Here is a 12,258-nt window from a genome sequence, read left to right on the forward strand (position 1 = left end):
TCCATCGTAGGGTGAACACGATCACCGCTGCGCCCGGTCCTGCCTTGTGGATGCGAGTTCACGCCAGCGGCGGACTCTGGATACCGTACGGACACCGATGGGCCAGCATGCGCAATGCGGGAGCCAATCTACAATGCAAGCTCGTGGCTTTAGGAGCGACTGGGCTTCCCGCACTGCTCCGATGATCAGTCGGAAGACATAACGCCGCGGGGGCCTCATGTCCAGATACAAGGAGCGGCTTCAGCCGCGACCGGGCTTCATCGGTAACGCCCGGTCGCGGCTGAAGCCGCTCCTACGACGCGCAAGGCCAGCGCTGTGTTACTTGGCCGGCGGCGCGTTGACCGTCTGTTCCAGGTCCTTCTGCAGGTCGGCGAACAGCGGGGTCATCTTCTGCTGGATCGCGCCCATCAGGTTCTGCATCAGCTGCGGGGTCTTGTCGAGCAGGCTCTGGCCGGCCGGGCTCTCGTAGAACTCGGCCATCGCCAGCACGTCCTGCTTGGAGAAGGTCTGCTTGTACAGGTTGACGTAAAGCGGACGCATCTCCTGCCAGGACAGCGCCTTGCGCACCGTGGCCTGGGTGCGCTCCTGGATCTGCTGCAGCTTCTGCTGCTGGGCGGCGTCGAGCGGGTGCTGCGCGGTGAGCTGGGCGAACTGCTGGCGCTGCATCGCCTCGATCTGCGGCAGCATGGTGTCGAGCATGTTCTGCGCGCGCGAGGCCGACAGCAGGCGGTTGACGTCGGCATCGGTGGGCGGCTCGGCCAGCGCCGGGAGGGCGGCCAGGGCCAGCAGCAGGGCCAGCAGCAGGCGCTGCGGCCAACGGAAGAAGCGCGGAGTCGGGGACATGGAGCATCCTGCAGAACGATGACCGGCGGCCAGAATACGGCAATCGCCGCGCCGCCGCCGGCTGCGCGGACGCGCGACCGGCCGGCGTCCGCTCCCTGGCTTGTTCAGGCGGCGCCGACGCGGAAACCGGGCGGTCCGGCGAATACCCTACAATCCGCGCCATGGGTAACGGGGCCATCCACATCTCAAGCAGCCTGACGATTCCGGAGGACGAAATCGTCGAGCGCTTCGTGCGTGCCAGCGGCGCCGGCGGGCAGAACGTCAACAAGGTCGCCACCGCGGTCGAGTTGCGCTTCGACCTGGCCGGCTCGCCGTCGTTGCCGGAGCCGCTGCGCGCGCGGCTGCTGGCGCGGCGCGATCGGCGCATCACCGCCGAGGGCGTGCTGGTGATCGATGCGCAGCGCTTCCGTACCCAGGACCGCAACCGCGACGATGCGCGCCAGCGCCTGGCCGAGTTCATCGCCGCCGGGCTGTCGGTGCCGAAGCGGCGCATCGCCACCAAACCCTCGCACGGCGCCAAGTTGCGACGCCTGGACGCCAAGCGCGAGCGCAGCCAGATCAAACGCGGCCGGTCGCCCGGCCGCTGGGAGTGACTTTTGACCGAACGCGATTACCGCCTGCCCGCAGCGCCGCCGAACATGCCGATGGTCAAGCCCAGCCGCTTCATGCGCTGGCTCGGCCGCACCGCCCTGCGGGTGACCGGTTGGCGGGTCGTGGGCGAGTTCCCCAACGTGCCGAAGCTGGTGATGATCGTGGCGCCGCATTCGTCCAACTGGGACGGGTTCCTGGGCTTCGCGGTCAAGTTCGCGGTCGGCTTCGAGGTGCGGGTGCTGGGCAAGACCCAGTTGTTCTGGTGGCCGCTGGGACCGCTGCTGCGCAAGCTCGGCGGCATCCCGCTGGACCGCAAGTCGCCGCGCGGGGTGGTGGAACAGGCGGTGGCGCTGATCCGCGGCGCCGAGCGCATGTGGTACGTGATCACGCCGGAGGGCACGCGCAAGCGCGTGGAGAAGTGGAAGACCGGCTTCTGGAAGATCGCCCACGGCGCGCAGGTGCCGATTTTCCCGGTGTATTTCGACTACCCCAGCCGCACCGTCGGCCTCGGCGAGGTGGTGTGGACCAGCGAGGACATGCAGGCCGACATCGCCGCGATCCGAGAATGGTACCGGCCTTGGCGCGGCAAGCATCGCGATACGTTGTGACGGGCAGCGGCGGCTGACGGCGGCGCGCATCCGCCGTTTTATCCAGCGGCACCAACCGATGCCGTAGGAGCGGCTTCAGCCGCGACCGGGACATCGGGAAAAGCGCCGGTCGCGGCTGAAGCCGCTCCTACGGTGCATGGGTCGGATGTCGTTGTGGGAGGGACTTCAGTCCCGACGCGGGAAGGTGCCGAGTGGTTTTGGGCTTCACTCGTCGCGGCTGCAGCCGCTCCCATATGTGCGGTGCCAGTATCGCTGGAGGGCTGCACTGTGGGAGGGACTTTTAGTCCCGACGACGGACGGTATCAGCCGACCATTCGCTTTCGCTCGTCGCGGTTGACGCCGCTCCCACATGCAGGCTTCGCTCCCGGCGCTACAACGCGCTGCCGCCGAACTTCTGCGTGTACTGCAGGTACACGCTGCGGCCCACGGTGTCGAACCAGGACACGTCGTAGTACGGATACGCCGTATAGGTGCGGTCGTGCGGCGGCATCGTGTCGAACAGGTTGGTCACCGTCAGCGACAGCTGCGCGTGGTCGGTGAAGCGGTACTGCAGCGAGGCGTTGTAGCGGTAGGTGGCGCCGATCCACGGGCTGTCGCCGCTGTCCGGGTCGTAGACCTGGTCGTAGGAATCGGAACTCGGCAGGCGGCCCAGACGCTCGCCGTGCAGCGTCGCGGTCCAGGCGTTGCGCTCCCACGACACGCTGGCGCTGGCCTTGGTGCGCGGGATGTCATAGCCGCTGTTGACCGCGAACTCGTCCACCATCGCTTCGCCGGCGTACACCTGGATGTCGTGGCGGCGCACCCAGGTGTAGTTGCCGCTCAGGCGGAAGGTGCCGATGCCGGTGTCGAGGCGGTACTGCGCGCTCAGGTCGATGCCGTTGGTGCGTTCGCGGGCGATGTTGATCGGGTTGACGTAGACCCCGTACAGGCGCCCGTCGGCGCTGCGGGTGACCCGCGCCAGCGCCTGCTGGCAGGTGGTGGAGGTGGCCTGCAGTACGCCGAGCCGACAGTCGGCCTCGTCGCGCAGCACCTGGTCCACGCGCAGGTCCTGCACCTGGTCGCGCATGTCGATGTCGAAGTAGTCCAGCGACAGGTCCAGGTCCGCCAGCGGCGACCACACCAGGCCGGCGGTCCACGAGGTGCTGTTCTCCGGGTTCAGCGCGCGGTTGCCGCTGCGGCCGCGGATCAGCGCTTCCTCGTTGTAGCTGCAGTCCTGGATCGCCACGCCCGGTTCCTCGCTGGCGCAGCGGTAGTAGTCCACGCCGGTGGTCTCGTCGTTGCCCGGGCCGGCATACACATAGTGCAGGTCGGGCGCGCGGAACGCGGTGCCGTAGGAGCCGCGCACCAGCAGCGACTGCACCGGCCGCCACTCCAGGCCGCCGCTGTAGGTGAACTTGCCCAGCGAGCGCCCGGCGAAGCGGTACTGGTCGTAGCGCCCGGCCAGGCTCAGCGACACCGTCGACAGCACGGGCAGGCGCAGTTCGCTGGCCAGCGCCCAGCGGTTGCGGCTGCCGTGGCCGTCGGAGTCCTTCCAGCTGTAGTAGTAGTACTGCGTGGCCAGCGGATCCGGGCGCAGGTTGTAGCTCTGGTTGCCGAACTCGGCGGTCGCGGACATGCCGGCATCGCCGCCGGGCAGCGCGAACAGCGCGGTGTTGGTGGCGGTGAAGGCGAGGGTGTCGGTGCGCGAGCGCGGCTGGTACACCGTGCGCTGGGCGATGCTGTCGTACTCGGCGCGGCGCAGCGGCGTGTACAGGCGCTGCGGGTCGGCGTCGAAGATCGGCAACCCCGAGTCGTCGTCCACGCCCAACTGCGGGCCGAGGAACAGCGCGTTGGCGCGCGCGGCGACGATCTGCGGCCAGCTGATGGTGGCCTGGTATTGCGAGTGGCTGAGGCTGGTCTCGTAGTCCCAGTCCGCACCCAGGTGGCCCTTGAACCCGGTGGTGACGCTGAAGGTCTTCTGCCGGGTGCGGATGGTGCCGGCATTGAGGCCGCCCATCTCCTCCGGGCTGAACTGACGTCCCCAGGCTTCCACCTGGCCGCTGGCCTGGTTGTAGAAATAGCCTTCCTCGTTGCCGTCCGGGGCCATGTAGCCCCACTGGGTCACGTCGCGGAACAGCGACAGCTCGTGATAGCCCAGCTGCACGTCGGCGAACCACTCGCTGCCGTTGTCGAAGGTGTAGCGCAGCGAGGCGTAGCCGTTGAGGCCGCGGCGCTTGTTGGTGATGGTGCCGTAGCCGATCGAGGCGCTGCTGCCGCAGAACGCGCCATAGCCCGGGCGCGTGGCGTAGCCGGTGCTGCCGCCGTTGAGCGCGGACACCGCCGCGCAGGTGTCCGCACCCGGATCGAGATAGTTGTCGTCATAGTCGGTGCGCAGGAAGGTGCGCCGCGGCACCTGCGCGCGTGCGGTGGGACCGTCCAGGGTGCTGTCCTGGCGGCTGCGCTGGTAGGCCCACAGCGGCGTCTGCGACACCAGCTCGGCGCCGAACACCGCATCGAAGTTGCCGCGCGACCAGCCGCTGCTGAGGCTGAGGTTGAAGCTCTCGCCGCCGCCGCGGGTGGTGTCGCCGAAACGGTAGTCCAGCGTGGTGCCGTCGGCGTGCTTCTTGAGGATGAAGTTGACCACGCCGGAGATCGCGTCCGAGCCATAGATCGCCGAGGCGCTGCCGGTCAGGATCTCGATGCGGTCGATCATGCCCAGCGGGATGTTGGAGATGTCGGTGAAGTTGCTGCGGCCCTTGAACGGCATCGGGAAGTCGGCGATGCGGCGGCCGTTGACCAGCACCAGGGTGTGGTTGGGGCCGAGTCCGCGCAGGTCCACCTGCTGCGCGCCGGGCGAGAAGTCCGCACCGCTGGCCGACTGCGGGCTCTGCGTCTCGCCGCCGTTCTGGGTCATCGCGCGCAGCACGTCCGGCACCGAGGTGAAGCCGTTGGCCTTGATCTGCTCGGCGCTGATCACGCTGATCGGCGCCGGGCCTTCCACCTGCGTGCGCGGGATGCGCGAACCGGTGACGCGCAGGGTCTCCAGTTGCGCCACCGGGGCGTCGGCCGTCGCGGCCGGCGCTGGCGCGGCGGCACGGGCCGGCTGCGTGCGCGCCGGCGCCGGCTCCTGGCGCCGCACCAGCCACGCGCCAGAGGGGTCGCGCTGGGCGACGAAGCCGCTGCCGCGCAGCACCTGCTGCAACGCCTGCGCGGTGTCCAACTGGCCATGCGCGCCGCCGCTGCGGGCCTGGCCGAGCTGGTCGGCGCGGTAGAGCAGCTGCGCGCCCGATTGCCGCGCCAGCGTGTCCAGCGCCGCACGCAGCGGGCCGGCGGGGATGTCCACCGTGCCGGTGGCGGCCACGGCAGCGGGTTGCGCCTGCGCCGCACAGGCGCTCGCACAGGCCATGCTCAGCAGCAGGGCACGCATCGGATACCGCATCGAGTTTTCTCCCCAAACGGGCGCGGAGCGCGCCTCCGTAGCTCCAGGACGAACGAGACCGGCAAATCCCCCCGCCATCGCGCCTGGCCGGCGCGCGGCGGCTCACCGGCTGTGCAACAGCACCGTGTCGCCGCGGCGTTCGGCGCGGATCGGGAACCCCTGTTCGAGCAGGCGCACGAAGGCGTCGACATTGGACCAGCGCACGTTGCCGCCGACCCGCAACGCCGCGGCGCCGGCATCGGCGACCTGCAGCTTGACCGTGTTGTAGCGGTTGAACTCGGCCACCGCCGCCTGCAGCGGGGTGTCGTCGAAACTCAGGTAGCCGCTGCGCCAGTCCAGCACGCGCTCGGCCTCGGTCAGCGCCACCCGCCGCACCAACACCCCGTGCGGGCCGGCCTGGGCGATGCTGCCGGCGTGCAGCAGCAGCGGCGGCGCCTGCGGTGCGCCGGCCGATTCCAGCCGCACCGTGCCTTCGGTGACCACCACGCGCAGCGCGTCGGCCTCGCGGCGCACCGCGAAGCGCGTGCCCACCGCCACCACCCGGCGCGCGCCGCTGTCGACCACGAACGGCCGGGCCGGATCCTTGCTCACCGCGAAGAACGCTTCGCCGCGCTGCAGGTCGATGCGCCGCTGCGCGCGCGATAGCGCCACCGCGATGCGGCTGTCGCTGCTCAGCGTGGCCTGCGAACCATCGGCCAGGGCCACCGGGCGCAACTGGCCGGTGACGCTGGCATAGGCGGTGGGGACCGGTTCGACCGCATGGCGCCAGAGCAGGGACAGCACCGCGACTCCCAGCACTGCCGCGGCCAGTGCGGCCGGCCAGCGCCGTCGCGGCCGTGCGCGCGGACGCGGGGCGAAGCGCAGGCCGCGCAGATCCGGTGCGGCCGAGGCCGCCGGCGCAACCACGCGGCCGCCCAGGCCCTGCCAGCGGCCGCGTTCGGGCACCTGCCCGTCGCGCTGGCCTGCGCCCAGCGCCTGCAGGCGCCCGCTCTCCTGCCAGGCGGCCTGCAGGCGCAGGAACGCCACCCGGTGCGCGGTGGCCGCGGCCAGCCACGCATCCAGGCGCGCCTGCCGTGCGTCGGTCCAGTCGCCGCGGTCGCGCCGCGCCAGCCAGGCCGCCGCACGCGCCTCAATCCACCTGCTGTCCATCGCGTGCCCGCGCCTGCAACGGCCTCGCCGGCGCCGCTGCGCCCTCGTCGCCATGGAAATGATCGGCCAGCAGGCGCATGCCGCGGGCCACCTGCTTCTCCACGCTCTTCTCGCTGATTCCCAGGCGCACGGCCACCTCCTTCTGCGGCAGTTCCTCGACCCGCCGCAGCCAGACCACGCTGCGGCAGCGGTCCGGCAACCGGTCGAAGGCCGCCGCCAGCCGACCCAGCACCTGCCGTCCGCCGCACCAGCGTTCCGGCGACAGCTCGTCTATCAGGACGTGCATCGACTCCAGATCCCCCACCGCCTCGATCGACACCACCCGGTTGCGGCGCAGCCGGTCGGTCATCAGGTGCCGCGCGGTGGCGAACAGGAACGACTTGGGCAGGCTCGGCCGCGCCTTGCCGGCGGCCTCGTAGACGCGCACGTAGATCTCCTGGCGCAGGTCGTGCCATTCCTCGCGATGCGGCCAGCAGCGCCGCAGGTAGCCGCTGAGCGCCTGCTCGTGGACCAGGATTTCTTGGACGAACCAATCGTCGAGGGAAGCGGACATGGATCCCACATTAGCCGATCGCCGGCGCGTGCGGGCAAGTGCCGCGCGCGCCGACGTGGGAGGGTGAGCCGGCGGGGGGAAACCGTGCCGCCGTTCGTCCCCTCTCAGCAACGAGCCGCACGCTCGCCTGCCCGCCCCGTTCCCGAGGAGATCCGCATGACCCGTTCCGTCGGCCTGTTCCGGCCCTGGCTCTCGCTGCTGCTGGGCCTGTGCCTGGCCACGCCCGCCGTCGCGCGCGATTACCGCCAGTACCTGGTCGGCGATCCGGCCGCGCCCACGCCCGGCCCGGTGTCGCCCGGCCTGCTGCTGATGGGCGGCGGCGACCGCAACTACGACGCGCTGCGCTGGTTCATGGCCAAGGCCGGGCACGGCCACGTGGTGGTGCTGCGCGCCTCGCAGGCGGGCGAGGTGGGCGAGGAGTTCTACCGCAAGGTCGGCGGCGTGGCCTCGGTGGAGACCTTCGTGTTCAGCGGCCGCGGCGCCTCCAGCGACCCGGCGTTGCTGCGCGCGCTGGCCCGCGCCGACGGCATCTTCATCGCCGGCGGCGACCAGTCGCGCTATGTGCGTTACTGGAAGAACACGCCGGTGGCCGACGCGCTGGACGCGCACGTGCGCGCCGGCAAGCCGCTGGGCGGCACCAGCGCCGGCCTGGCGATGCTGGGCGAGTACCTGTACGGCTCCATGGACGGCGGCAGCATCACCAGCCCGGCGGCGCTGGCCGATCCGCTGGGGCCGGCGGTCACCCTCGAGACCTACTTCCTGCACCTGGATCTGCTCAAGCGGGTCATCACCGACACCCACTTCCGCGAACGCGACCGCCTCGGCCGCCTGTTCGCGTTCCGCGCCAAGGCGGCCACGCTGGCGCCCAAGGGGGAACCGCTGATCGGCCTGGGCGTGGACGAGAGCGCCGCGGTGGCGGTGGAAGGCGACGGCACCGCGCGCGTCTATGCCACCGATCCGCAGGCCGTGGCCACCGTGGTCGCCGGGCCGTTGCAACCGCCCACCCCGGCCGGGCAGCCACTGCAGGCCGCGCGCATCGAGACGGTCGGCGTCGGCCCCGGCTCCACCCTGCACCTGCCCGACGGCCGCGTCGAGGCGCCGGTCTTTCACCGCTACTACGCGGTGCAGGACGGGCGCATGCGCGAGATTCCCGCCACCACGCTGGTGATCCATGGCGGTGCCGGCGTCGAGCGCGCCAGCAGCAGCGCCGCCGATCTGGCCGAGGCGCGCGCGGCGATGGAAAAGGCGCTGCGCACCGGGCAGGCGCTGCTGGCACAGGGCAAACCGGCAGTGGATGCGGTGGCCGCGGCGATCGCGGTGTTGGAGGATTCGCCGCAGTTCAACGCCGGCAAGGGCGCGGTGTTCACCCACGATGGCCGCAACGAACTGGACGCGGCGATCATGGACGGGCGCACCGGCAAGGCCGGCGCGGTGGCCGGCGTGCACCGGGTCAAGAACCCGATCGAGCTGGCGCGTGCGGTGATGGACCAGTCCGAGCACGTGATGCTGGTCGGCGATGGCGCCGAGGTCTTCGCAAAGCAGCACGGCATCGCCCTGGTCGATCCGTCCTACTTCCGCACCGAGAAGCGCTGGCAGCAATTGCAGCAGGCGCTGAAGGAAGAGGCCAACAAGCAGGCGCACGCCGACCTGGAGACCGCCAAGCACTTCGGCACGGTCGGCGCGCTGGCGCTGGACCTGCAGGGCAACCTGGCCGCCGGCACCTCCACCGGCGGCATGACCAACAAGCGCTACGGCCGCGTCGGCGACTCGCCGATCATCGGCGCCGGCACCTTCGCCGACAGCCGCTGCGCGGTGTCCGGCACAGGCTGGGGCGAGTTCTACATCCGCGCGGTGGCCGCCTACGACATCTGTGCGCGGGTGAAGTACGCCGGGCAGAGCCTGGCCCAGGCCGCCGACGCGGTGATCGACCAGCAGATCCCCAAGGCCGGCGGCGACGGCGGCGCCATCGCGCTGGGCGCCGACGGCAGCGTCGCCTTCCCGTTCAACACCGAGGGCATGTACCGCGGCTGGATCGGCGCCGACGGCGTGCCGCACGTGGCCATCTTCAAGGACGAGGCGTTGCCGCTGCCCGGCGGGCAGTGAGCCCCGCGCGCCGGCGCGCCTGCGCGGTGCGCCGGCTGGCCTGGGAGTCGCGTTGCGGGCCCCGCGCTGGTGGCGCCGGCGCCCGGCCCGTGCCCGGCGATCTGTACGCCGGCTGGCTGCCGCGCCGGGCCGAGCCAATGGCACATGCCGCTGCCATGCAAACCCGGTAACGTGGGCGGCTGTCTTGGCCCCAAGGTCCTCCCAGGAGTTCCACCTCATGTCGCGTAACGTCGTTCTGGCCGCTGCCATCAGCCTGGCGCTGGCCGCCTGTTCCGGTAAGGAGTCCACCCCCGTGCCCGCCGCCCCCGCTGCTCCGGCCGCCGCGCAGCCCGCCGCCGCCACCAACCCGCTGCTTACCCCCAGCACGCTGCCGTTCCAGGCGCCGCCGTTCGACAAGATCAAGGACAGCGACTACCTGCCGGCGTTCGAAGAAGGCATGAAGCAGCACCTGGCCGAGATCCGCAAGATCGCCGACAACCCGGAGCCGGCCACCTTCGCCAACACCCTGGAGGCGATGGAGCGCAGCGGCGAGACCCTGACCCGCGTGTCGCGCATCTTCTTCGGCCTGGTCCAGGCCGACACCAACGATGCCCGCCAGAAGATCCAGGAAGAGATCGCGCCCAAGCTGGCTGCGCACCAGGACGAGATCAGCTTGGATCCCAAGCTGTTCGCGCGCATCAAGAGCCTGTACGACCAGCGCGACACGCTGACCCTCGACCCGGAGCAGAAGCGCCTGGTCGAGTACGAATACCAGGAGTTCGTGCGTGCCGGCGCGCAGCTGTCCGACGCCGACAAGGCCACCCTGCGCAAGCTCAACGTCGAAGAGACCACCCTGGCCACGCAGTTCCACACCAAGCTGGTCGCGGCCACCGCCGCTGGCGCCGTGGTGGTGGACGACAAGGCCAAGCTCGACGGCATGTCCGACGGCGACATCGCCTCGGCCGCGCAGGACGCCACCGCGCGCAAGCTCGACGGCAAGTATCTGCTGGCCCTGCAGAACACCACCCAGCAGCCGGTGCTGGCGTCGCTGAAGGACCGCGACCTGCGTCAGCAGGTGATGGCCGCTTCGCAGTCGCGCGCGGAGAAGGGTGATGCCAACGACACCCGCCAGACCGTGCAGCGCCTGGCCCAGCTGCGCGCGCAGAAGGCCAAGCTGCTCGGCTTCGACAGCTACGCCGCCTACAGCCTCAGCGACCAGATGGCCAAGACCCCGGACGCGGCGCTGAAGCTGCTCACCGACACCGTGCCTGCCGCCACCGCCAAGGCGCGCAGCGAAGCGGCCGAGATGCAGAAGGTGATCGACGCGCAGAAGGGCGGCTTCAAGCTCACCGCCGCCGACTGGGACTTCTACGCCGAGCAGGTGCGCAAGGCCAAGTACGACCTCGACGAAGCGCAGATCAAGCCGTACTTCGAACTGGACAACGTGCTGCAGAACGGCGTCTTCTACGCCGCCAACCAGCTCTACGGCCTCACCTTCAAGGAACGCACCGACATCCCCACCTACCACGACGGGATGAAGGTCTATGAAGTGTTCGACAAGGACGGCAAGTCGCTGGCGCTGTTCTACACCGACTACTTCAAGCGCGACAGCAAGTCCGGCGGCGCCTGGATGGACGAGTTCGTCGGCCAGAACGGCCTGACCGGCACCAAGCCGGTGGTCTACAACGTCTGCAACTTCACCAAGCCCGCCCCGGGCCAGCCGGCGCTGCTGAGCTTCGACGACGTCACCACCATGTTCCACGAGTTCGGCCATGCGCTGCACGGCATGTTCTCCAACGTGAAGTACCCGACCCTGGCCGGCACCTCCACCTCGCGCGACTTCGTCGAGTTCCCCTCGCAGTTCAACGAGCACTGGGCGTCGGATCCGAAGGTGTTCACGCACTACGCCAAGCACTACCAGACCGGCGAGGCGATGCCGGCCGACCTGGTGGAGAAGATCAAGAAGTCGCGCACCTTCAACCAGGGCTACGCCACCACCGAGTACCTGTCGGCGGCGCTGCTCGACCTGTCCTGGCACACCCTGCCGGCCGACGCGCCGCTGCAGGACGTGGACAAGTACGAGGCCGACTCGCTGAAGAAGTACAAGGTGGACCTGGCCGAAGTGCCGCCGCGCTACCGCACCACCTATTTCGACCACATCTGGGGCGGCGGCTACTCGGCCGGCTACTACGCCTACTTCTGGTCGGAAGTGCTCGACGACGACGCGTTCCAGTGGTTCAAGGAGCACGGCGGCCTGACCCGCGCCAACGGCGACATCTTCCGCGACAAGATCCTCTCGCGCGGCAACACCGTCGACCTGGCCACCCTGTACCGCGACTTCCGCGGCAAGGACCCCAGCGTCGAGCCGCTGCTGGAAAACCGTGGTCTGAAGAACTGATCGGCGCTGCGCCGATCGGGTGTGTGGAGAACGGAATGGCCTTGCGGCCATCCCGTTTTTTGTTGGCGAAGGAGAGGGACATGAAGGGAAACTGGATTGTCGGCATGGTGATGCTGGGCGCCTGTTTTGCGGCGTCTGCCGCAGGACGGCTGGACATCCGGCTGGAACACGCGCAAGCAGCCAGCAACAGCACGGGGGCAGCGGTCATCACGATTACCCTGATCAATGCGGGCGATCAGCCGATCGCGGTGCCGGATGCCTATATCCCCGAGGTGAGTCGTGACGGGCGACTGCAAGCGAATCTGTTCCGAGTGCTGCAGGAAGATGGAAGTCCGGTGGACTACCTTGGCATTCACGTGAGGCAGCTCCCGGGTTCGGTGCCTGATGTGATTCTGCCTCCGGGCAAGTCGAAATCCGCAACGGTGGATCTGTCCCGGAGCTACCGGATCGTGCCTGGACGCCGCTACTTGGTGGTTGTGCAGCCGTTGTTGCGGTATCGCGAACTTCCGGCGACCACCGCCGCGAATGTTTCCGATCAGGTCGGTTCCCTCAAGCCCGCCACATCCAACCGCATCGAGGTCACGCCGTAGGCATCTGCCGAGGCGTGACCGCCGTT

General features: G+C 69.8%; 9 protein-coding genes and 1 pseudogene. 6 read left to right on the forward strand and 4 right to left on the reverse strand.

Annotated features, from left to right (window positions below; genetic code table 11):
• Window positions 1–318: 318 nt before the first annotated feature.
• The gene (locus AC1PK7_RS01170; protein WP_371184104.1) at window positions 319–843 is read right to left on the reverse strand and encodes a DUF2059 domain-containing protein; all 525 of its coding nucleotides are present in this window, start codon (window positions 841–843) and stop codon (window positions 319–321) included.
• A 161-nt stretch (window positions 844–1,004) separates the two neighbouring features.
• Here AC1PK7_RS01170 and arfB point away from each other — a divergent pair, with 161 nt between their 5' ends.
• Complete coding sequence (gene arfB / locus AC1PK7_RS01175; protein WP_010340085.1) at window positions 1,005–1,436, forward strand: alternative ribosome rescue aminoacyl-tRNA hydrolase ArfB; 432 nt, start codon at window positions 1,005–1,007, stop codon at window positions 1,434–1,436.
• 51 nt (window positions 1,437–1,487) lie between these two features.
• Window positions 1,488–2,042 carry a lysophospholipid acyltransferase family protein gene (locus AC1PK7_RS01180; RefSeq protein ID WP_160961425.1) on the forward strand — a complete coding sequence of 185 codons (555 nt, stop codon included), beginning with the start codon at window positions 1,488–1,490 and terminating at the stop codon, window positions 2,040–2,042.
• Between the two features lie 370 nt (window positions 2,043–2,412).
• On the opposite strand, the gene AC1PK7_RS01185 is transcribed toward AC1PK7_RS01180, so the two are convergent.
• The 3 genes from AC1PK7_RS01185 to AC1PK7_RS01195 form a co-directional block, all read right to left on the reverse strand.
• Window positions 2,413–5,448: a TonB-dependent receptor domain-containing protein gene (locus AC1PK7_RS01185; protein ID WP_481099586.1), complete on the reverse strand. Its 3,036-nt coding sequence runs from the start codon at window positions 5,446–5,448 to the stop codon at window positions 2,413–2,415.
• Between the two features lie 114 nt (window positions 5,449–5,562).
• Entirely contained in the window at window positions 5,563–6,609 is a 1,047-nt protein-coding gene (locus AC1PK7_RS01190) for a FecR family protein (protein ID WP_481099587.1), read from the reverse strand.
• Window positions 6,590–7,162: an RNA polymerase sigma factor gene (locus AC1PK7_RS01195; RefSeq protein ID WP_209030423.1), complete on the reverse strand. Its 573-nt coding sequence runs from the start codon at window positions 7,160–7,162 to the stop codon at window positions 6,590–6,592. Before AC1PK7_RS01195 ends, AC1PK7_RS01190 begins: the two co-directional genes overlap by 20 nt.
• A 351-nt stretch (window positions 7,163–7,513) precedes the next feature.
• Between AC1PK7_RS01195 and AC1PK7_RS01200 the strand changes: the two are divergent.
• The 4 genes and pseudogenes from AC1PK7_RS01200 to AC1PK7_RS01215 all read left to right on the forward strand — a co-directional run.
• A pseudogene (locus AC1PK7_RS01200) lies at window positions 7,514–8,035 on the forward strand (cyanophycinase); the annotation flags it as partial.
• Window positions 8,036–8,299: 264 nt separating this feature from the next.
• Entirely contained in the window at window positions 8,300–9,265 is a 966-nt protein-coding gene (locus AC1PK7_RS01205; RefSeq protein ID WP_420010299.1) for an isoaspartyl peptidase/L-asparaginase family protein, read from the forward strand.
• A gap of 217 nt (window positions 9,266–9,482) precedes the next feature.
• A complete protein-coding gene (gene dcp, locus AC1PK7_RS01210) occupies window positions 9,483–11,642 on the forward strand; it encodes a peptidyl-dipeptidase Dcp (RefSeq protein WP_481099588.1) in 2,160 nt (719 codons plus the stop codon).
• An 80-nt stretch (window positions 11,643–11,722) separates the two neighbouring features.
• Window positions 11,723–12,232 carry a hypothetical protein gene (locus AC1PK7_RS01215; RefSeq protein ID WP_481099589.1) on the forward strand — a complete coding sequence of 170 codons (510 nt, stop codon included), beginning with the start codon at window positions 11,723–11,725 and terminating at the stop codon, window positions 12,230–12,232.
• Window positions 12,233–12,258: the final 26 nt, after the last annotated feature.

The organism is Xanthomonas sp. NCPPB 3174 (assembly GCF_056725205.1).

Excerpts from the sequence above, each read along its gene's own strand:
- AC1PK7_RS01170 (WP_371184104.1), bottom strand. The coding sequence starts at position 843 with ATGTCCCCGACTCCGCGCTTCTTCCGTTGGCCGCAGCGCCTGCTGCTG.
- arfB (WP_010340085.1), top strand. The coding sequence starts at position 1,005 with ATGGGTAACGGGGCCATCCACATCTCAAGCAGCCTGACGATTCCGGAG.
- AC1PK7_RS01180 (WP_160961425.1), top strand. The coding sequence starts at position 1,488 with ATGGTCAAGCCCAGCCGCTTCATGCGCTGGCTCGGCCGCACCGCCCTG.
- AC1PK7_RS01185 (WP_481099586.1), bottom strand. The coding sequence starts at position 5,448 with ATGCGTGCCCTGCTGCTGAGCATGGCCTGTGCGAGCGCCTGTGCGGCG.
- AC1PK7_RS01190 (WP_481099587.1), bottom strand. The coding sequence starts at position 6,609 with ATGGACAGCAGGTGGATTGAGGCGCGTGCGGCGGCCTGGCTGGCGCGG.
- AC1PK7_RS01195 (WP_209030423.1), bottom strand. The coding sequence starts at position 7,162 with ATGTCCGCTTCCCTCGACGATTGGTTCGTCCAAGAAATCCTGGTCCAC.
- AC1PK7_RS01205 (WP_420010299.1), top strand. The coding sequence starts at position 8,300 with ATGCGCGAGATTCCCGCCACCACGCTGGTGATCCATGGCGGTGCCGGC.
- dcp (WP_481099588.1), top strand. The coding sequence starts at position 9,483 with ATGTCGCGTAACGTCGTTCTGGCCGCTGCCATCAGCCTGGCGCTGGCC.
- AC1PK7_RS01215 (WP_481099589.1), top strand. The coding sequence starts at position 11,723 with ATGAAGGGAAACTGGATTGTCGGCATGGTGATGCTGGGCGCCTGTTTT.